The organism is Flavobacterium sp. EDS, from assembly GCF_020991525.1.
Taxonomy (GTDB): Bacteria; Bacteroidota; Bacteroidia; order Flavobacteriales; family Flavobacteriaceae; genus Flavobacterium.
This window is the reverse complement of sequence record NZ_JAJMOZ010000010.1, coordinates 16,622-35,646: the sequence shown is the minus strand read 5'-3', so window position 1 is coordinate 35,646 and position 19,025 is coordinate 16,622. Positions and strand designations below refer to the sequence as shown.

General features: G+C 32.6%; 21 protein-coding genes and 1 tRNA gene. 10 read left to right on the top strand and 12 right to left on the bottom strand.

Features of this window, described 5'->3' with window-relative positions:
* Positions 1-54 precede the first annotated feature (54 nt).
* Positions 55-1,107 carry an aldose epimerase family protein gene (locus tag LPB87_RS14520; protein ID WP_230728358.1) on the bottom strand — a complete coding sequence of 351 codons (1,053 nt, stop codon included), beginning with the start codon at positions 1,105-1,107 and terminating at the stop codon, positions 55-57.
* Positions 1,108-1,208: 101 nt separating this feature from the next.
* On the opposite strand from LPB87_RS14520, the gene LPB87_RS14515 reads away from it, so the two are divergent.
* A complete protein-coding gene (locus LPB87_RS14515; RefSeq protein ID WP_230728357.1) occupies positions 1,209-2,207 on the top strand; it encodes a GntR family transcriptional regulator in 999 nt (332 codons plus the stop codon).
* Between the two features lie 40 nt (positions 2,208-2,247).
* The gene (locus tag LPB87_RS14510) at positions 2,248-2,706 is read left to right on the top strand and encodes an OsmC family protein (protein ID WP_230728356.1); all 459 of its coding nucleotides are present in this window, start codon (positions 2,248-2,250) and stop codon (positions 2,704-2,706) included.
* Positions 2,707-2,776: 70 nt separating this feature from the next.
* Here the strand turns inward: LPB87_RS14510 and pyk are convergent, their stop codons facing one another.
* The 5 genes from pyk to LPB87_RS14485 all read right to left on the bottom strand — a co-directional run bounded on the left by pyk (position 2,777) and on the right by LPB87_RS14485 (position 7,247).
* Complete coding sequence (pyk, locus tag LPB87_RS14505) at positions 2,777-4,207, bottom strand: pyruvate kinase (protein WP_129540432.1); 1,431 nt, start codon at positions 4,205-4,207, stop codon at positions 2,777-2,779.
* Between the two features lie 5 nt (positions 4,208-4,212).
* The gene (locus LPB87_RS14500) at positions 4,213-4,701 is read right to left on the bottom strand and encodes an IPExxxVDY family protein (RefSeq protein WP_229989366.1); all 489 of its coding nucleotides are present in this window, start codon (positions 4,699-4,701) and stop codon (positions 4,213-4,215) included.
* Positions 4,702-4,815: 114 nt separating this feature from the next.
* Positions 4,816-5,556 carry a ribonuclease III gene (gene rnc, locus LPB87_RS14495; protein WP_129540433.1) on the bottom strand — a complete coding sequence of 247 codons (741 nt, stop codon included), beginning with the start codon at positions 5,554-5,556 and terminating at the stop codon, positions 4,816-4,818.
* A gap of 7 nt (positions 5,557-5,563) precedes the next feature.
* Positions 5,564-6,817 (bottom strand): beta-ketoacyl-ACP synthase II, encoded by a 1,254-nt coding sequence (fabF, locus tag LPB87_RS14490; RefSeq protein ID WP_129540434.1) that lies wholly within the window; start codon positions 6,815-6,817, stop codon positions 5,564-5,566.
* A 193-nt stretch (positions 6,818-7,010) separates the two neighbouring features.
* Positions 7,011-7,247, bottom strand: a complete 237-nt coding sequence (locus tag LPB87_RS14485; protein WP_007137004.1) for an acyl carrier protein — start codon at positions 7,245-7,247, stop codon at positions 7,011-7,013.
* A 175-nt stretch (positions 7,248-7,422) separates the two neighbouring features.
* On the opposite strand from LPB87_RS14485, the gene purN reads away from it, so the two are divergent.
* Positions 7,423-7,989 carry a phosphoribosylglycinamide formyltransferase gene (gene purN, locus LPB87_RS14480; RefSeq protein ID WP_129540435.1) on the top strand — a complete coding sequence of 189 codons (567 nt, stop codon included), beginning with the start codon at positions 7,423-7,425 and terminating at the stop codon, positions 7,987-7,989.
* Between the two features lie 239 nt (positions 7,990-8,228).
* A complete protein-coding gene (gene rnhA, locus LPB87_RS14475) occupies positions 8,229-8,711 on the top strand; it encodes a ribonuclease HI (RefSeq protein WP_129540436.1) in 483 nt (160 codons plus the stop codon).
* A gap of 61 nt (positions 8,712-8,772) precedes the next feature.
* On the opposite strand, the gene LPB87_RS14470 is transcribed toward rnhA, so the two are convergent.
* Positions 8,773-9,120, bottom strand: a complete 348-nt coding sequence (locus tag LPB87_RS14470; protein WP_129540437.1) for a DUF6249 domain-containing protein — start codon at positions 9,118-9,120, stop codon at positions 8,773-8,775.
* A 127-nt stretch (positions 9,121-9,247) separates the two neighbouring features.
* Here LPB87_RS14470 and LPB87_RS14465 point away from each other — a divergent pair, with 127 nt between their 5' ends.
* The 4 genes from LPB87_RS14465 to LPB87_RS14450 all read left to right on the top strand — a co-directional run bounded on the left by LPB87_RS14465 (position 9,248) and on the right by LPB87_RS14450 (position 13,330).
* Positions 9,248-9,835, top strand: coding sequence for a sigma-70 family RNA polymerase sigma factor (locus tag LPB87_RS14465; RefSeq protein WP_129540438.1), 588 nt, complete (start codon positions 9,248-9,250; stop codon positions 9,833-9,835).
* Positions 9,819-10,220: a hypothetical protein gene (locus LPB87_RS14460; protein WP_129540439.1), complete on the top strand. Its 402-nt coding sequence runs from the start codon at positions 9,819-9,821 to the stop codon at positions 10,218-10,220. The genes LPB87_RS14465 and LPB87_RS14460 overlap by 17 nt, the downstream gene beginning before the upstream one ends.
* Before the next feature lie 202 nt (positions 10,221-10,422).
* A complete protein-coding gene (locus LPB87_RS14455; protein WP_129540440.1) occupies positions 10,423-11,346 on the top strand; it encodes a PfkB family carbohydrate kinase in 924 nt (307 codons plus the stop codon).
* Between the two features lie 85 nt (positions 11,347-11,431).
* Positions 11,432-13,330 carry an amidophosphoribosyltransferase gene (locus LPB87_RS14450; protein WP_129540441.1) on the top strand — a complete coding sequence of 633 codons (1,899 nt, stop codon included), beginning with the start codon at positions 11,432-11,434 and terminating at the stop codon, positions 13,328-13,330.
* Between the two features lie 566 nt (positions 13,331-13,896).
* Here the strand turns inward: LPB87_RS14450 and LPB87_RS14445 are convergent.
* The 4 genes from LPB87_RS14445 to LPB87_RS14430 form a co-directional block, all read right to left on the bottom strand.
* Positions 13,897-14,505 (bottom strand): superoxide dismutase, encoded by a 609-nt coding sequence (locus LPB87_RS14445; protein WP_230728355.1) that lies wholly within the window; start codon positions 14,503-14,505, stop codon positions 13,897-13,899.
* A gap of 141 nt (positions 14,506-14,646) precedes the next feature.
* Positions 14,647-15,285, bottom strand: a complete 639-nt coding sequence (gene pth / locus LPB87_RS14440; RefSeq protein ID WP_129540443.1) for an aminoacyl-tRNA hydrolase — start codon at positions 15,283-15,285, stop codon at positions 14,647-14,649.
* Positions 15,286-15,648: 363 nt separating this feature from the next.
* Entirely contained in the window at positions 15,649-16,263 is a 615-nt protein-coding gene (locus LPB87_RS14435; RefSeq protein WP_129540444.1) for a 50S ribosomal protein L25/general stress protein Ctc, read from the bottom strand.
* Between the two features lie 111 nt (positions 16,264-16,374).
* The gene (locus LPB87_RS14430; RefSeq protein WP_129540445.1) at positions 16,375-17,316 is read right to left on the bottom strand and encodes a ribose-phosphate pyrophosphokinase; all 942 of its coding nucleotides are present in this window, start codon (positions 17,314-17,316) and stop codon (positions 16,375-16,377) included.
* A 239-nt stretch (positions 17,317-17,555) separates the two neighbouring features.
* Here LPB87_RS14430 and LPB87_RS14425 point away from each other — a divergent pair.
* Positions 17,556-17,635, top strand: a tRNA-Leu gene (locus LPB87_RS14425).
* Positions 17,636-17,704: 69 nt separating this feature from the next.
* Here LPB87_RS14425 and LPB87_RS14420 read toward each other — a convergent pair.
* Positions 17,705-17,845 (bottom strand): hypothetical protein, encoded by a 141-nt coding sequence (locus LPB87_RS14420; RefSeq protein ID WP_230728354.1) that lies wholly within the window; start codon positions 17,843-17,845, stop codon positions 17,705-17,707.
* Between the two features lie 159 nt (positions 17,846-18,004).
* On the opposite strand from LPB87_RS14420, the gene LPB87_RS14415 reads away from it, so the two are divergent.
* Positions 18,005-19,018 carry a hypothetical protein gene (locus tag LPB87_RS14415; protein ID WP_230728353.1) on the top strand — a complete coding sequence of 338 codons (1,014 nt, stop codon included), beginning with the start codon at positions 18,005-18,007 and terminating at the stop codon, positions 19,016-19,018.
* The last annotated feature ends 7 nt before the right edge of the window (positions 19,019-19,025 follow it).

The window sequence follows — 19,025 nt, the reverse complement described above, 5'->3', positions numbered from 1 at the left end:
GTATTTTGGAAGGTAATTGATATAGTTATATTTCGTGGTTATTGTAACTTGGTTTTAGATAGATTGAAATTTGTAAATCGTTTTATGGTAGTATTTGTCTTCTTTTCTAAGTACTGAATTGGGGAATTTATTCTGATTTGGGGCATCAGGAAAATTTTGAGCTTCAAAACAAATGCCGCTTAAAGAGTGGTAAATAGCGTCTTCTTTTCCTCTGATTTTATTCGAACAGTTACCACCTACAAATACATGAACACTTGGTTGATTGGTATATACAGTCATGCGCAATCCGTTTGTCGGACTATAAAGAGCAGCAGCGATATCATTTTTGGTTTCTATAACAAACGAATCATCAATGGTAGAGGGACAGTTTGCAGGAGTCCTAAAATCAAACGGATGGCCAAAAAGATCTAATACATTTCCTGTTGGGATGTTTTCCGATGTTGTTTCTAATATTTTATCTGAATTTACAATTATTTCTTGATCAGTTACACTCGAATCATGCCCATTAAGATTAAAATAACTATGATTTGTTAAATTTATAATTGTATCTGCTGTTGTGGTAGCATTATATTCTAGCTGTAACTCGTTGTCTTCAGATAACGTATATGTTAAACTTACAGACAAATCTCCAGGGTAATTTTCTTCATTGGCTGGGCTTAAAAGAGACATTGTTATTGATGGATTTTCGCCATCAGTAACATTTTCGATCTCCCATTTTTTCTCAGAAAAACCAACAATTCCACCATGAATAGAATGATTATTATTGTTCTTGTTTAAAAGATATGTTTTGTCGTTTAAGGTAAAAATTCCGTTATTTATTCTGCCAGCATAACGGCCTATTGTAGCGCCAAAATAAGGGGAGTCCGTGAGCGAATATGATTTTAAATATTTTTCTAAATTATCAAAACCCAAAACTACATCTATAAGGTCTCCATTTTCAAGAGGGATCATCAAAGATGTAACAGTCGCGCCATAGTCGATAATAGTGGCTTGCATACCGTTTCTATTGGTCAATTTATAAGAATGAATAGCATTGTTGTCCGGCAAAATACCAAAGAATTCTTTTGTGTTTAGGTCTGTATAATGTGATTTGTGTTTTATTTTCATTATTTTTTTGTGAAAAATGAAATTCAAAAATATGTATATATTGACATGATTCATACCAGCACCTACCAGTTTTTTGTATATTGCATAAAAACCGAACTCTTATGAATATAATTTCTATCCAAAATAATCTAGGTATTCCAAAATACAAACAAATTATAGCTTCGATTGAGAATAGTATAAACAAGAAAAATCTAAAAAAAGGAGATAGGTTGCCATCGGTAAATAAAGTATGTTTGGCTTATACTTTATCAAGAGATACTGTCTTGCAGGCTTATGATGAACTAAAAAAGAGAGGTATTATTTATGCCATACCAGGAAAGGGATATTATATTAAAAGTGTTGAAATCACGATTAAAGAGAGAATTTTTCTTCTTTTTGATGAACTCAATAATTTTAAAGAAGACATTTACATTTCCTTCTTGAGGAGCATAGGCGAAGAGGTACAAGTCGATATCTTTTTTTATTATTTTAATACAAAGGTTTTTAAGAAATTGATAAATGACAATAATGGAGCGTACACAAAATATATAATCATGCCAACCGATTTAGCTGATGCCGCTTCATGCATAAATACCCTACCAGTAAATGAAGTTTATATTTTGGATCAGACTAATGAAGCTTTAAAAGCATATCCATCTGTTTGTCAAAATTTTCCAAAAGATATTTACGATGCGTTAGTAAAAGGAAAACCTAAATTAGATAAATACAAAAAGCTTATTATGATTTTCCCTGGTTTTAGAGAGCCACTTGGAATGAAAGTAGGTTTCTTGAATTTTTGTAATGATTTTTCATTTGAAAATGAAGTGATCACTGAGTTTAGAGAAAGGGAGGTTAAGGTAGGAGAGGTATATATAATTCCAAACGATAGAGATCTAGTTCGGGTTATAGAAAAATCTAAACGTCAAGATTTAAAGCTGGGTGTTGATTTTGGAATTATCTCCTATAACGAAACTCCATTAAAAAAAGTAGTAGAAAATGGAATAACGACTATTTCAACAAATTTTGAGGAAATGGGGAAAATAATGGCAAAGATGGTTTTATCAGGAAAAAAACAAAACATCGAGAACAAATCCTCCTTGATCATGCGTAATTCATTGTAATTAGTAGTTTTGTTATTGTAGTTTTTAAACTAAAGATAGTATGGGATTTAAGCATTTATTCAAAGCAGAGGTTAAATGGGGGCCTAATGAAAATGAAGAGAAACGAAATCCTAAGGATCATGAGATTATAATTGAAGGCAAACCTGTTTTAAGCGTTTCTGCCGCAAAAGCTTTTAAAGGTAACCCAAAGTTATATAATCCAGAAGATATGCTATTAAGTAGCTTGGTTTCGTGTCATATGATGTCTTACTTCTATGTTTGTAGTCAAAATGGGGTTGAGGTACTTGCTTATTCAGATAAAGCAGAGGCGACACTAGAAGTTGATTCTGATGGAAGCGGACGTTTTACCGAAGTTCGATTGAATCCAAAAGTTACGATTGCAAATCCTGATAAAATTGAACTTGCATTAGAGTTACATAAAAAAGCAAACCAATTATGTTTTATAGCCAATTCATGCAATTTTCCAATTTTGCATAATGCAACTTGCGAAGTGGTTTAAATTTATAAAATAAAAATCCGTCGAGTATTAAGAATACAAGACGGATTTAATATTTTGAATAGGAAGTAGTTTAGTCTATTTCAGAAACTCTCACGGTGTTAACCATTCCTTTGTCTTTAATAGGCATTGCTGCTAAGTTGATTAAGTAATCTCCTTTTACAACATATCCTTTATCTTTTACGATTTGATTAACATCAGTCACAGTATCATCTGTACTTACATCTTTGTCATAGTAATAAGATTTAACTCCCCATAAAAGACTTAATTGAGTTAAGATTCTTTTGTTAGAAGTAAATACTAGAATATGAGCAGATGGTCTCCAAGCCGAAATTTGGAAAGCAGTATATCCACTGTTTGTAAGTGTACAAATTGCTTTTGCTTTTATGACGTTAGCCATAATAGCTGCTTGCTGACAAATTGTTTTAGTAATAAAACGATTTGTTTTAATTTGTGGAGTATTTTGTGGAACATGAATTAGCGGAGAGTCTTCAACAGCTTCGATAATTTGTGTCATTTTTTGGATAACCTGAACAGGGTAATTTCCTGCAGCAGTTTCGCCAGAAAGCATTACAGCATCAGCACCATCCATAACAGAGTTAGCAACGTCATTAACTTCTGCACGAGTAGGTGTTAAGCTAGTGATCATTGTTTCCATCATTTGTGTTGCCACGATTACAGGAATACGTGCCGTTTTTGCTCTACGGATTAATTCTTTTTGAACTAAAGGTACTTCGTGAGCAGGAAGTTCAACTCCTAAATCTCCACGAGCAACCATTAAAGCGTCGCAATAAGCAACAATTTTATCCATGTTCTCTAATGCTTCAGGCATTTCGATTTTAGCAACGATTGGAATTTTAACATCCGAGTGTTTTGCAATCAACTCTTGTAAGTCTTGTAAATCACGTGGTGTTTTTACAAATGAAAGAGCGATCCAATCTACTTTTTGTTCAATAGCAAAAATTGCATCAGCGATATCTTTCTCAGTCAATGCAGGTAAAGATATTTTTGTATTAGGAAGATTAACTCCTTTTTTAGATTTTAGTTCACCACCTTGAATAACTACAGCAGTAACCTCAGATTTTTTATCTGTTGTAAGGATTTCAAAGATAAGTTTTCCGTCGTCAAGTAAAATACGCTCTCCAGGATTTACATCATTTGGAAAGTTTTGGTACTTCATGAAAACTTTTTTGGCAGTACCAATAATGTCTTCAGCAGTAGTAAAAGTGATTACATCACCATCGTTTACTACAACACCTTCTTCCATTACTCCTACTCGAAGTTTAGGACCTTGTAAATCTCCAAGGATAGCTGTGGTATAGCCAAACTCTTCGTTAAGTCCTCTAATGATATTGATTTTCTCTTTTACACCTTCGTAATCTGCATGCGAAAAATTAACTCTAAATACGTTCACACCTGCTTCGATCATGTCTTTTATGATCTCTCTAGTACCACATGCAGGGCCAAGTGTGGCTACAATTTTGGTTTTTTTGTTTGTAAGCATTTCTATTAAAAAATTAAATTGTTTTTTGACTTTATTTTATTTGTATCAACTATATAAACCGTTGAGATAGTATCAATGGCATTTAATATTTGTTGTATTTTTAATATATCGAAAGCTTCCTCACTCTTTTCAATTTTTAAAAAATAATCAACTTTTTTAAACTCAGGTAGTAAATATACTTTTGTGGCTACTTCCATCGAAGTGTCTGAAAATAAATCCTGATTGTCATTTGGTGAATTTTGAATGACTTCGTTTTTATTCTGAATCAGATCCCAGTAAAGTTCTTTTTCTTCGTCATAGTAATCAAATCGTGAAAAATGAGTCTCACCTTCTTTGACATTAATTTGAATTTCATTTTTACTTTTACTCAAAAGAACTGGGAAATTTTGATTGATAAAATAAGCCAATCTATAATCTTCCATAGAAGTATGTATGGCAATCAAATTATAATCAATTTCATCAAATTCGCCTAATTCTAATTTATGAATAGCCATTTCCTGAAAAAATAAGTTGTAAATATACTATTTCTATTGCTGGTTCAATAGTTAAGTTTGGTATGTTTTTGTTAATTTATAAACGAAAACGATATAGTTTTAAGAAAATCAGGTTTATTTTTTGTCCATTTTTTCTTGAAAAGCAAAATAAGCACGTTGCGATGCTTTCTCTTCTGCCTTCTTTTTGGAAGTGGCTCGCGCTCTTGCGACTACTTTATCATCAATGCTTAATTTAACACCAAATAGGCGTTCGCCACCAATGCCATTATCTTCAAAAATATCGTAATGAAATATCTTTTTTTCTTTCTGGCACCATTCGATAACCAAGCTTTTGTAACTTATTACCTTACCTTCAAGTCGAGTAATGTCAACATAAGGACTAATTACGCTATTTTGAATGAACTTTTCACAATACGCATAGCCTCTGTCTAAGTAAATAGCTCCGATAAGTGATTCGAAGATATTACCATGAATGTTTTCTCCAAAATGTTGCAGTGGTACTTTACTTTCGATAAACTGAACAAGATTTAAATCTTTCCCAAGGTCGTTTAAATGCTCTCTACTTACGATTTTAGAACGCATTTTGGTTAAGTAACCTTCGTCTCCAGCAGGAGCTTTATTGAATAAATGTGCAGCAATAACAGCACTTAACATTGCGTCTCCTAGAAATTCTAGACGTTCATAGTTAATGGGATGTCCATTTTCATCCAGTCTATTAGAAGAACGATGTGTAAAGGCTTTCTTATAAAACTGAATCGAAATAGGCGGAAACCCAAGTATTTTTTGAATAGAATCAAAAAAAATCCCGTCTTCTTGAGAACGGGATTTTGAAAATATTTTTTTGAAAATACTCATACGAAAACTAGTCAACTAATTTTTTAAATAAAACACAAGCATTGTGACCTCCAAAACCGAAAGTATTGCTCATTGCAACATTTACTTCTCTTTGTTGAGGTTTGTTTAGTGTTAAATTTAATGAAGGATCTATTCTCTCGTCAACAACTGTATGGTTGATTGTTGGAGGTATAATACTGTGTTTCATCGCTAGGATAGAAGCAATTGCTTCGATAGCTCCAGCAGCACCCAGTAAGTGTCCAGTCATAGATTTAGTAGAGTTGATATTGATGTTTTTAGCGTGATCACCAAAAACAGCACTAATCGCTTTTAACTCGGCAACATCTCCAAGTGGAGTAGATGTACCGTGTGTATTAATATGATCAACATCTTCAGGTTTCATACCAGCATCACGTAATGTATTGTTCATTACGGCAATAACTCCAAGTCCTTCCGGATGTGGTGCAGTTAAGTGGTATGCATCAGATGACATTCCGCCTCCGCCAATTTCGCAATAAATTTTTGCTCCACGTGCTTTTGCATGTTCGTAATCTTCAAGTACCAATGCTCCAGCTCCTTCACCTAAAACAAAACCATCACGAGTAGCGTCAAAAGGTCTTGATGCAGACTCAGGGCTTTCGTTTCTAGTTGATAAAGCGTGCATAGAGTTAAAACCTCCCATTCCTGCAATTGTAATAGCAGCTTCAGATCCACCAGAGATGATAACATCGCACATTCCTAAACGGATGTAGTTGAAAGCATCAATAAGTGCATTGGCAGAAGATGCGCAAGCAGAAACAGTTGTATAATTTGGTCCCATATAGCCATTTCTCATAGAAATGTGTGCGGGAGCAATATCAGCAATCATTTTAGGAATAAAAAACGGATTGAATTTTGGTGTTCCGTCTCCTTTAGAGTAGTACATTACCTCTTCTTGAAAAGTTTCTAAACCACCAATTCCAGCTCCCCAGATAACACCAACTCTTTGTTTGTCGATATTGTCATCTGTAAGTCCAGCATCTTTTATAGCTTCGTCACTTGCAGCAACTGCATATTGTGCAAATTTATCAAGTCTGCGTGATTCTTTACGATCCATAAAATCTTCGATGTTGAAGTTCTTTACTTCACATGCAAATTTCGTTTTATGTTTCTCTGTATCGTAATACGTTATTGGGGCAGCACCGCTAACTCCATTAATAAGCGCGTTCCAATACTCCTGAATGTTATTTCCAATAGGGGTAAGTGCACCTAATCCTGTTACAACAACTCGCCTTAATACCATAAATAATGTGTTTTATTAGCTTTAAACAAATAAAACCCATGCTTTCTTGATTGTATTATATTACAAAAGAACCATGGGTATTACAATATAAATATATTTTTTTGATTGAAAATCAACCCAAAATTTAAATTTTTAATAAAAAATAATAACACCCGACTTTTTATAGTTTATAAAAAAATCGGGTGGGAATTTATTATTTTTTAGCTTCCTCGATATAAGAAATAGCTTGACCAACAGTAGCAATGTTTTCTGCTTGATCGTCTGGAATTTGAATATCAAATTCTTTTTCGAATTCCATAATAAGCTCAACAGTGTCTAATGAGTCAGCTCCTAAATCATTAGTGAAGCTTGCTTCTGTTACAACTTCGTTTTCGTCAACACCTAATTTGTCTACGATAATCGCTTTTACTCTTGATGCAATGTCTGACATAATCTTTAATTTTAGAATTTAATTTGTTGGCAAAAATAAAAAACTTTATTTTAAAACCACGATTTAGTTAATAAATGTAACACTAATTTATAAAATTTATTTCAACAAAGGGGTTCGAATGTTATTTATTTTGGTTTTTTATTCCGTTTTTTGCAAAAAATAAATTAATTCGACTATGAAAAAAATAATCGTTTTTGCCTCAGGTTCAGGGAGTAATGCTGAAAATATAATAAAATATTTTGCCGAAACACAAATTGCAAATGTAGTTTCTGTGTTTACTAATAACGCCAATGCGAAAGTAATTGAAAGAGCAAAAAACTATCAAGTAAAGGTCGAAATTTTCACTAAAACGGAATTAATTGAAGGTAATGTATTACGAAAAATAAAATTAATCGACCCAGATTTGATTATTTTGGCTGGTTTCTTACTTCAATTTCCAAAACACATCATCGAAGTGTATCCTAATAAAATAATTAACATACATCCAGCATTATTACCTAATTATGGAGGGAAAGGAATGTATGGAATGCACATTCACAGGGCAATAGTCGAAAATAAAGAGAAAGAGACAGGAATAAGCATTCATTATGTAAATGAAAATTATGATGAAGGTGCAATTATTTTCCAGGAAAAAGTAGCGCTATTGCCTACTGATACAGCGGAAGACGTGGCAGCTAAAATTCATGAATTAGAGCAGAAGCATTTTCCAGAAGTTATTGATAGATTAATTAGACTCGCTTAGACTTCTTAGATTCTTAGACTTTAATTGGGGTCATAAATTTTATTCTGGATTTAAAAAAGAATTGATGTTTTTTATGAATTTTGAAGTTATCATAAAAGAGACTAATTGTTTAATAATCCAATTAATCGAACAATTTAAAAAAATCTAAGCGAGTCTAAGAATCTAAGAAGTCTAAGAGCGAAGCAAGTCTAAGCTCTAAGTAGTCTAATAAAGCGAGTCTAATATCTAAGAAGTCTAAAATGAATCAACACGAAGTACATATATATACAGATGGTGCGGCTAAGGGAAATCCTGGCAATGGCGGGTATGGAGTGGTTATGGAATTGGTTGGAACGCCACATAAAAAAGAATATTATGAGGGATTTCGACTAACAACAAATAATAGAATGGAACTTTTGGCTGTAATAGTAGGTCTTGAAAAACTTAAAAAGCCAAATATGAAAGTACTTGTTATTTCGGATTCGAAATATGTAGTAGATTCTGTTTTGAAAAAATGGGTTTTTGGATGGGAAAAGAAAAAATTTGTTGGGAGAAAAAATCCCGATTTATGGAAACGTTTTCTGATTGTTTATCGAAAACACCAAGTAGATTTTAAGTGGATAAAAGGACACAACAATCATCCTCAAAATGAGCGATGTGATCAATTGGCCGTAATGGCTTCGATGCAAAAACAACTGTCAATTGATGCCTATTATGAAGATATAGGTTCAAAAGAAGCATAAAAATAATAACGTGTCTGAGATATATTTCTTAGACACGTTATTTATAGAAATCAAGAGAGATTTAATTATTGTTTAAATCTTTAGATTTATTAAATCCGATAAGTAGCCCAATTCCTGCCATCGTAAAAATAGTAGCAGGATATACAGCGCCATCCTGAAGAGAGGTGTAAGTTGTAATAAGCAAGGCGATAAAAATTCCAATTCCACTTCCTATTAGTAAAAAAGCTAAATTTAAAACAAGTACTTTCCATATAGGAGTAGTATTGCTTTTGCTATTTGAAAAAATACTAGCATCTATACCTTTTTCTATAAGAGCTAAACGTTCTCTGTTTCTGGTAGAAAAAATAAGATAGGCAATTCCAAAGATCATTAGGAAAAGACTAATTGGTATTAACATTTGTGGACCCATAATTTTTTAAATTTAATTGATTGATATTCCATATGACGAAAGATGTTTAACTGAGGTTACAGATTTTACCAAAATATTTTTTTAATTTAGTTGTAACCTTAATGTGATTATAGTCGTCATATAGGACATGGATAAAGTAAATGATCAGTATTATATCAATCAGGTTCTTCTAGGAGAGGTCAATATGTTTGCTGTATTGGTTGATCGTTATAAAGATATGATTTTTACTTTGGCCGTAAAGATGGTGAAAAACAGAGAAGTTGCTGAAGAAGTTTCTCAGGATACTTTCATCAAAATTTTTAATTCTTTGGGTAAGTTTAAAGGAGATTCTAAGTTCTCTACCTGGATTTATAAAATTGCATACAATACATGTTTGGATTATTTAAAGAAGAATAAAAAAGAAGAACACAATGTAGTTATTGATGAGCTTAAAGGGTGTGTGGTTAAAACAACAACAAATGCTTTAAGTATTTTAGAAGATCAGGAAAGAAAGCAGGATATTCAGAATTGTTTAAATTTATTACCGAGTGAAGAAAGTTTCTTGTTGACACTTTTTTATTTTGAAGACCAAAATTTAAATGAAATAGGCAAGATTATGGATATTAGTGCTAATAATGTTAAGATAAAATTATTTCGAAGCAGAAAAAAATTAGCAGTTATCTTAAAAGAACAATTAGAACCTGAAATATTAGATTATTATGAAAGAGAGCGATAAATATTACGAAAATCTAGTTGACAAAGTAATGGCAGAAGGTACTATGCAAAAGCCTTCTGCAGATTTTACCTCTAGAGTCATGTCGCAAGTTTTGGTTTTACAGAAAACGAAAAGAATTGTATATAAACCATTAATATCAAAATCGGTTTGGGCAGTTATTTTTGGGAGTTTAGTTGTATTTATTGGATATGTAGTTTTTGCACCTGATAAAGCTGTGGGTAGTGATTTAAGTATAAGTACTTTGTGTTATTCTAAAATAGATAATTTAATTCCAGTGCTTCAGTTTTCAAAAAACACTTCTTATGCGGTTTTGATTGTTGTTGTAATGGTTTTAGTTCAGATTTCATTATTGAAGAATTATTATGATAAAAAATATAGATTCTAAGTTGTTTTTCTTGAAAATTATCGATTGATTTATTCTTGATATTGTAAGAAATTAACAGTTGTTTTTTATTTGTAAATGATTGATTTTTAAGTAATTTGATTTTTTTATTTGGTTTTTATTTTTATGAAAATTTTGGTACAACGAACCGTTGCAACTCTGAAACTTATAAAGTATCTTTGCACCTTAATTCGAAATTCATAAAATGAATAAATTACTGATTGTCGGAACGGTTGCTTTCGATGCGATTGAAACCCCTTTTGGGAAAACAGATAAAATATTAGGTGGTGCAGCGACATATATTGGTTTGTCGGCATCGTTTTTCAACCTACAATCGGCTATTGTTTCTGTAGTTGGAGATGATTTTCCTCAAGAACATTTAGATTTGTTAAAGTCAAGAAATATTGATATTTCTGGATTAGAAATTGTAGAAGGTGGAAAAACTTTCTTTTGGAGTGGACTTTATCATAACGACCTTAATTCAAGAGATACGCTAGCAACAGAACTTAATGTATTGGCAGATTTTCAACCTAAAGTTCCACAAAACTTCAAGGATTCTGATGTTGTAATGCTAGGAAACTTGCATCCTTTGGTACAAAGTAGTGTTTTGGATCAAATGGAGTCAAAACCAAAATTAGTAGTTTTGGATACAATGAACTTTTGGATGGATTGTGCTTTGCCAGAATTACTAGATGTTATAAAACGTGTTGATGTAATTACAATCAATGATGAAGAAGCGAGACAACTTTCGGGAGAATATTCATTAGTTAAAGCAGCAGCAAAGATTCATACACTTGGGCCAAAATATGTGGTAATCAAGAAAGGAGAACATGGAGCATTGTTATTTCATGATAAAGAGGTGTTTTTTGCACCAGCATTGCCTTTAGAAGATGTCTTTGATCCAACAGGAGCAGGAGATACTTTTGCAGGAGGATTTGCAGGATTTATTACACAGAGTGAAAATATTTCATACACTAATATGAAGAACGCTGTGATTTATGGATCGAATTTAGCTTCTTTTTGTGTAGAGAAATTCGGAACAGAAAGAATGGTAGCATTAGATAAAAACGAAGTAGTGGCTAGATTGAAACAATTTAAATCACTAACTCAGTTTGATATAGAACTATAAAGAATTAAGCCTCGTTCACGGGGCTTTTTTAATTTTGTTATTACAAAATAGTACAAACTACAACAACAACACAAACACAAATACAATGAGCGACGCTTTAAAACACGAATGTGGTATAGCTTTGGTTAGACTTCTTAAACCGCTTGAATTTTACAAAGAAAAATACGGAACAGCTTTTTATGGGATAGAGAAAATGTATCTTATGATGGAAAAGCAACATAACCGTGGACAAGATGGTGCTGGTTTTGCAAGCATCAAATTAGATGTTGAGCCAGGACAACGATATATAAGTAGAGTTCGTTCAAATCACTCACAACCTATACGTGACGTTTTTGCTCAAATAAACGACCGTATCAATGAAGAAATGGCTGCACATCCTGAATATGCTGGAAACGTTGCACTTCAAAAAGAAAATATTCCATATATAGGAGAGCTGTTTTTAGGACATGTTCGTTATGGAACTTTTGGAAAAAATAGCATAGAAAGTGTACATCCTTTTTTACGTCAGAGTAACTGGATGCATCGTAATCTTATATTGGCAGGTAATTTTAACATGACTAATGTTAAAGAGCTTTTCGAAAATTTGGTTGAACTTGGGCAGCATCCTAAAGAAATGGCGGATACAGTTACCGTTATGGAAAAAATTGGTCACTTTCTTGATAAAGAAGTAATGGCATTATATCAGGATTGTAAAGAAGAAGGATACTCAAAAAGAGATGCTTCGCCTGTTATTGCAGATCGATTAGATATTGGAAAAATATTAATGCGTTCAGCTAAAAACTTAGATGGAGGATACGCAATGGCTGGATTATTAGGTCATGGTGATGCATTTGTTTTTAGAGATCCAGCTGGGATTCGTCCAGCTTATTTTTATCAAGATGATGAGGTTGTAGTTGTAGCATCAGAGAGACCAGTTATTCAAACTGTTTTTAATGTACCATTTGATAGCGTTCAGGAAATTGAGCCAGGAAATGCGTTAATCATTAAAAAAAGTGGAAAAGTTTCGATGGAAGAAATTTTAACACCTACAGTTAAAAAAGCATGTTCATTTGAAAGAATTTATTTTTCAAGAGGAAGTGATGCCGAAATATATCAAGAACGTAAAAATTTAGGTAGATTAATTTTGCCTGCAGTTTTAAATTCAATTGATAGCGATACAGACAACACCGTTTTTTCTTACATCCCTAATACGGCCGAAACTTCTTTTTATGGTTTAGTTGAAGCTGCTCAGGATTTCTTGAATCAGAGAAAAAATAATTATATAATAGCAAATAGAAATACGCTTACTGCAGATACATTGCAAGAACTGCTTGCTGTAAAAATACGTACAGAGAAAGTAGCTATTAAAGATGCTAAATTAAGAACCTTTATTACAGAGGATAGTAGTCGTGATGGCTTAGTTGCTCACGTATACGATGTAACATATGGGGTTATAAAACCAACAGATAACTTAGTTATTATTGATGATAGTATTGTTCGTGGAACTACGCTTAAGATGAGCATCATAAAAATGATGGATCGTTTAAATCCAAAACGAATTGTAATTGTATCATCAGCTCCGCAAATTCGTTTTCCAGATTGTTATGGAATCGATATGGCAAAGTTGGAAGGATTGGTTGCTTTTAGAGCTGCTTTAGAATTGTTAAAAGAACGTAATTTATATCATATAGTAGACGAGGTTTATGCTAAGTGTAAAGCGCAGGAGAATTATTTAGACACAGATGTTGTAAATTATGTTACTGCAATTTATGCGCCATTTGAACCACAAGAAGTTTCGGATAAGATCGCAGAAATGTTAAGTTCGCCAGAGATTAAAGCTGAAGTAAAAATCATATTCCAAACAGTAGAAGATTTGCATATTGCATGTCCTAAGAACCTTGGGGATTGGTACTTTACAGGTGATTATCCGACTCCAGGAGGGAATAGAGTAGTGAATCGAGCTTTTATGAATTTCTACGAAGGAAAAGACGCTAGAGCGTATTAAAGCATAATGAAAGGTTAAAACGTGCATTTCATCGGTTTTTTTTACCGTTTATCTTAATTGTTTGGAGAAAATGCACTGCTAACATACTTTTGAAGTACCATAACATTAGTAGGTTAAGTTTATGGTAGATTTGGGGCAAAAAGGGTGGAAGTAATTCCACCTTTTTTATTGGAATAAAGTCAAGTACAAGCGCCAGATAACGGCTTCCTGGATATGAAATAATACTTATAAACGTTTTTTTTTGTAGTTCAACAGAATTATTTGCTAGAGCTATAATGTCAACATACATTTGAAGAACCATAACATTAGTAGGTTAAGTTTATGGTAGATTTGGGGCAAAAAAGGTGAAAGAGATTTCACCTTTTTTATTTTCTTTTTTCTAGAGAATAGAGCAAAGATTATAGAAGAAAGATTGTTGAGAAAAGAGGGTAGAACAGAGAATATAGAATAAAGATTATAGAATAAAAGACTCTGGATAAAGACATAAAAATATAAAAACAAAAAAAAGACGAATAACCGTTATAGGCTATTCGTCTTTTCTCTTTATTCTTTACTCTATTCTCTTCTTACTTGTCTAAAGCGAATCTTCTTGCAACTTCAGTCCAGTTAATTACACTGAAAAAAGCTTCAATATAATCAGGTCTTCTGTTTTGGTAGTTTAAGTAGTAAGCATGTTCCCAAACATCCATTCCTAAGATTGGAGTTCCTTCGCAACCTACTTCAGGCATTAATGGATTGTCTTGGTTTGGTGTTCCGCAAACATCTAACTTTCCTCCTTTAACTACGCATAACCAAGCCCATCCTGAACCAAATTGAGTAGCGCCAGCTTTTGCAAATTTAGCTTTGAATTCTTCAAAAGTTCCAAAAGAAGCCTCGATAGCTGCTAATAGATCTCCTGTAGGTAATCCACCACCGTTTGGTGACATTACTGTCCAGAATAAGTTGTGGTTGTAATATCCACCGCCATTGTTACGAACTGCAGCGTTTTTTTTATCTAAATTGATTAGGATGTTTTCTATTGTTTTACCTTCTAAATCTGTACCAGCAATTGCTGCATTAAGATTAGTAGTGTATGCATTATGATGTTTTGTGTGGTGGATTTCCATTGTACGAGCATCAATATGTGGTTCTAATGCGTCATACGCATAAGGTAATTGTGGTAATTCGAAAGCCATAATATTATTGTTTTATGATTTATAATTAAAATTAAATTCAAATTTATACATTTAACTTTGGAATAGAAAATACTATTTGACTATAATCAAATTAAATTAATTGATGATTTGATTTTGTAGTACTTATATTTTCAGGAATTTTTACTTCCCATTGTAAGTAGTCATTGTATTTTCGAGTCCAGCAGTTCCGAAAGATTTTATGATTTCAGAAGCTACTTCTAAACGTTCAGGAAGTTTTGCTTTTTCGGTTTCATCCCATTCGCCTAACACGTAATCTACCTGTTGTCCTTTTTTAAACTCATCGCTGATTCCAAATCTAAAACGAGTATATTGTTGTGTGTTTAGAACTAAATTGATGTTTTTAAGTCCATTATGACCTCCATCGCTTCCTTTGGGTTTGATGCGGATTGTTCCGAATGAAAGGTTAAGGTCGTCGGTAATTACCATGATGTTTTCTAACGGAATATTTTCTTTGTCCATCCAATATTTTACCGCTTTACCGCTTAGGTTCATATAGGTATTTGGCTTCAAAAGAAAAAATGTTCTTCCTTTAAATTTGTATTCGGCAAGTGCGCCGAGTTTTACAGTTTCAAAAGATAAGTTTTCTTTTCGTGCTAAAAAGTCGAGTATTTTAAAGCCTATATTATGTCGAGTGTTAACGTATTCTGCTCCAATATTACCTAATCCTACGATTAAAAATTTCTTCATATAATCTGTTTGCTCTTCTGATTCCTCTTCTGTTTTTGTTGATGAAAACAGGTTTGTTATCCATTTTATCATAAATACAAAAGTACACTTAATTAGACAATCGGGCAATTGGAAATTAGAAAATATACCAATTAGAGAATGAGATAATTTGACAATTATATGGATTGGGCTTTTCGGGTTATTGGATTTTCTGGAAAACAGGTATAAATATAATTTTGTTTTCTTGACAAAGTAAGAATTTCTATAAGTAATCAGATAGTAAGAGAAAAAAGGAAAATTTTTTGATTGAGTTTTGAAAAATGAAAATATAGAGTATATGCTCTATATGAAAAACCCCGTATAGTTTTTACTCAGGACCTCAGAACCGTAAAAAAAATAAGCAAAAAAAAACACCAGTTTTGCAACTGATGTTTTTTGTAATTGTTTGAAAAAAAATTATTTTTTCTTTCCTTTTGCAGGAGTAGCTTTTGCAGCTTTTGCAGCTTCTTGAGCAGCTTTCATAGCAGCACGAGAGATTCTTACTTGAGCAACAACTGTGTTGTCTGGGTGCATAATTTTGTATTCTGGTGCACCAACTTTAGTAACGTATAATTTGTTACCCATTTCAAGTGGAGTGATGTCAGCTTCAACAAAATCTGGAAGATTTTTAGGTAAAGCTTTAACTTTTAATTTACGAGTGTTTAAACGTAAAACACCACCAGCAAGAACACCTTTAGATGTACCAGTTACTTTTACTGGAACTTCCATAGTGATTTCTTTATCATCAAATAATTGAAAGAAATCAATGTGTAAAATTTTGTCTGATACTGGGTGTACTTGAATGTCTTGCAAAATTGCATTGAAAGACTTTCCTTTTCCAAGCTCAATCACAACTGTGTGTGCGTTTGGAGTGTAAACCAAGTTTTTGAACGCTGCAGCGTCTGCTGAGAAGTGTACTGCTTGATTTCCTCCGTATAACACGCAAGGAACCGCTCCAGCATTACGTAAGGCTTTAGTTGACACTTTTCCTACGCTTTCTCTTTCTGATCCTTTAATTGTAATCGACTTCATTGTAAAAATTATATAGTTATTAAAAATATACTTGTTTTTAGCTTAAGCACTTGGCTTTAGGCTTTTTTTAATGTGAACAAGACTTGTGGTTTAAAACCTTAAGCTTAATGTTTACATAATAAATTTTCCACTAATGGAATTGTTGTGGTGCACCATGTGCATTACTTCAGCAAAAAGAGGTGCACAACTCAACACTCTAATTTTCTTTGATTCTTTTTTTAACGGAATTGAATCGGTTACGATCAATTCACTTAATTTAGAATTCTCTATTTTCTCATAGGCGTCGCCAGATAGAATAGCATGTGTACAAATAGCTCTAACACTTAATGCTCCTTTTTCGATCATTAAATCAGCTGCTTTTGCTAATGTACCACCGGTATCGATCATATCGTCTACCAATATTACGTTTCTGCCTTTTACTTCACCAATTAATTCCATGGTGTCGATAACATTGGCAACTTTTCTTTGTTTGTAACAAATCACTACATCCGATTCTAAAAATTTAGAGTACGCATAAGCTCTTTTTGAACCTCCCATATCTGGAGAAGCGATTGTTAAATTTTCTAAACCTAAACTTTCTACATATGGCAGAAAGATTGTAGAGGCAAAAAGATGATCTACTGGTTTTTCAAAGAATCCTTGAATTTGATCTGCATGCAAATCCATTGTCATAATTCTTGTTGCTCCTGCAGCATCTAATAGATTGGCAACTAATTTAGCTCCAATCGGGACTCTTGGTTTATCTTTTCGATCTTGTCTAGCCCAACCAAAATAAGGTACTACAGCTGTAATATGTCTGGCCGATGCACGCTTAGCAGCATCGATCATAAGTAACAATTCCATCAAGTTATCTGCTGTTGGAAAAGTTGAACAAACAATAAATACACGTAGCCCTCTGATAGACTCTTCATACGATGGCTGAAATTCGCCATCACTATAAGTTGACATTGTAACCTTACCTAACGGTATTCCGTATTGCGCTGCAATTTTTTCAGCAAGGTAAACACTTTTTGAACACGCAAAAATTTTAGCTTCTGGTTCTTGGTGCGACATTATAATTTGTTGTTTTGTAGTTAGTTGTGTGTGCGTCGTTTTAACGAGCTGCAAATTTATGAAATTTATTGAACACTGAAAGGAAAATTTTAAGTATTTTTATTAGAAAATGTAAAATTATTTTATAAATTTGCACCGTGTTAAAGGAACAAGGGTTTGTTATAACGATAAAAACTTTTTCTATTGCGTTAAAATAATCAATTTTATTTTATAAAAAAGATTGTTTTTTCGTCTGCTAAGCCCGGATGGCGGAATTGGTAGACGCGCTGGTCTCAAACACCTGTGGGAAACCGTGCCGGTTCGACTCCGGCTCCGGGTACTTAAAACCTCTTCGAAAGAAGAGGTTTTTTTGGTTTTAAGCTGTTTTTGTTTTCTATAATTAAACTTTTTAATCTTTTGGTTTATGAATGTGAGGTTTCAAATCAGGATGTTTTGGCTGATTTGGCGGAGTAACCCTTCTTCTTTCATCTGGTGTACCGTCTGGTGTTTTAGGTTTTGGACCTGGTTTAATTGCTTGAATTTTTTCCATATAAGTCATTATTTTAATTAATAATTCAACAAACTTTCTTTAAGTCTATCTTAGAAACAAATAAAAAGAACATATTTAAAATATAATTACGGAAAACCGTACTTAACAATTAATCTTATTTCGTTAATTTGCTTTAAAATAACCACATAGCAAAACAACATGTTTGAAAATTTAACCAACCAATTTGAAAATTTAGAAAGTGATAAGAATTATTGGTTTATAAGAACGATGAAAGGTCGTAATTTTGCTCCTTTTTTAAATAATAGCTTTATTGGAATAAATTGGAACTATGTAACTGCTACAAATTTAAGAGAACTTAACGAGAGAGAAATAAAGAATATTATAGCCGCAAATGAGCGTGATTCTCGCGGTAATTTATACGACCCCGTTTCTACTCGCGGAAAAACAAAAATCACTTCAATTTACAATAAGTTGATTAGGTTTAAGGAGCTAAAGGCAGGAGACATGGTGGTTATCCCAAGTTCTAGTTCTAATTTACTAGCATTTGGAGTTATCACAGACGATGAAATATTTAACAATTTTGATGATGATGTATGTGATTTTCACAAACGCAGACATGTTCATTGGATTACGTCAAAACATTTAGAAGAATTAGATTCCATCTTTTATAAGATGATTTTTTCTTTGCATGCGATTAGTAATATAAACTCATATTCAAGTTATATCGATAAAATTGTAAGTTCGGTGTTCGTCAAGGATGACAAATCTCATTTAATATTAAATGTTAGACAGGAAGGCGACATTAATTATGATTCTTTGAATGGCGTTTTACAAAATGTTAGAAGTTTAACTGAATTAATTAATGATAGTTTTCATTTCCAAGAAGATTTATCAAATAATTCGGTCAAATTAAACATTCAATCTCCTGGGACAATTGAATTTATATACAATACAGGACGTTCCTTGTTATTAGCTTCAATTTTTTTAACTATGCCTTTGCTCACATCTTGTTCAAATACAAGTAGCGCACAAGACATTATTGATGAAAAAAATGAAAATGTTCAAATTGTAATAGATACCATTGACAGAGACGATAGATTTAGTCCTGCAGAAAAGGATACATTAAAAGATTTTGGAACAATACATATTGATACGATAGCTATGACTAAAAAGAATATGAAAGAAATAGATAGTATAGTTAGTAATAATTAACAATTAT

Coding starts and splice junctions, on each gene's coding strand:
- LPB87_RS14520 (WP_230728358.1), bottom strand. CDS start 1,107: ATGAAAATAAAACACAAATCACATTATACAGACCTAAACACAAAAGAA.
- LPB87_RS14515 (WP_230728357.1), top strand. CDS start 1,209: ATGAATATAATTTCTATCCAAAATAATCTAGGTATTCCAAAATACAAA.
- LPB87_RS14510 (WP_230728356.1), top strand. CDS start 2,248: ATGGGATTTAAGCATTTATTCAAAGCAGAGGTTAAATGGGGGCCTAAT.
- pyk (WP_129540432.1), bottom strand. CDS start 4,207: ATGCTTACAAACAAAAAAACCAAAATTGTAGCCACACTTGGCCCTGCA.
- LPB87_RS14500 (WP_229989366.1), bottom strand. CDS start 4,701: ATGGCTATTCATAAATTAGAATTAGGCGAATTTGATGAAATTGATTAT.
- rnc (WP_129540433.1), bottom strand. CDS start 5,556: ATGAGTATTTTCAAAAAAATATTTTCAAAATCCCGTTCTCAAGAAGAC.
- fabF (WP_129540434.1), bottom strand. CDS start 6,817: ATGGTATTAAGGCGAGTTGTTGTAACAGGATTAGGTGCACTTACCCCT.
- LPB87_RS14485 (WP_007137004.1), bottom strand. CDS start 7,247: ATGTCAGACATTGCATCAAGAGTAAAAGCGATTATCGTAGACAAATTA.
- purN (WP_129540435.1), top strand. CDS start 7,423: ATGAAAAAAATAATCGTTTTTGCCTCAGGTTCAGGGAGTAATGCTGAA.
- rnhA (WP_129540436.1), top strand. CDS start 8,229: ATGAATCAACACGAAGTACATATATATACAGATGGTGCGGCTAAGGGA.
- LPB87_RS14470 (WP_129540437.1), bottom strand. CDS start 9,120: ATGGGTCCACAAATGTTAATACCAATTAGTCTTTTCCTAATGATCTTT.
- LPB87_RS14465 (WP_129540438.1), top strand. CDS start 9,248: ATGGATAAAGTAAATGATCAGTATTATATCAATCAGGTTCTTCTAGGA.
- LPB87_RS14460 (WP_129540439.1), top strand. CDS start 9,819: ATGAAAGAGAGCGATAAATATTACGAAAATCTAGTTGACAAAGTAATG.
- LPB87_RS14455 (WP_129540440.1), top strand. CDS start 10,423: ATGAATAAATTACTGATTGTCGGAACGGTTGCTTTCGATGCGATTGAA.
- LPB87_RS14450 (WP_129540441.1), top strand. CDS start 11,432: ATGAGCGACGCTTTAAAACACGAATGTGGTATAGCTTTGGTTAGACTT.
- LPB87_RS14445 (WP_230728355.1), bottom strand. CDS start 14,505: ATGGCTTTCGAATTACCACAATTACCTTATGCGTATGACGCATTAGAA.
- pth (WP_129540443.1), bottom strand. CDS start 15,285: ATGATAAAATGGATAACAAACCTGTTTTCATCAACAAAAACAGAAGAG.
- LPB87_RS14435 (WP_129540444.1), bottom strand. CDS start 16,263: ATGAAGTCGATTACAATTAAAGGATCAGAAAGAGAAAGCGTAGGAAAA.
- LPB87_RS14430 (WP_129540445.1), bottom strand. CDS start 17,316: ATGTCGCACCAAGAACCAGAAGCTAAAATTTTTGCGTGTTCAAAAAGT.
- LPB87_RS14420 (WP_230728354.1), bottom strand. CDS start 17,845: ATGGAAAAAATTCAAGCAATTAAACCAGGTCCAAAACCTAAAACACCA.
- LPB87_RS14415 (WP_230728353.1), top strand. CDS start 18,005: ATGTTTGAAAATTTAACCAACCAATTTGAAAATTTAGAAAGTGATAAG.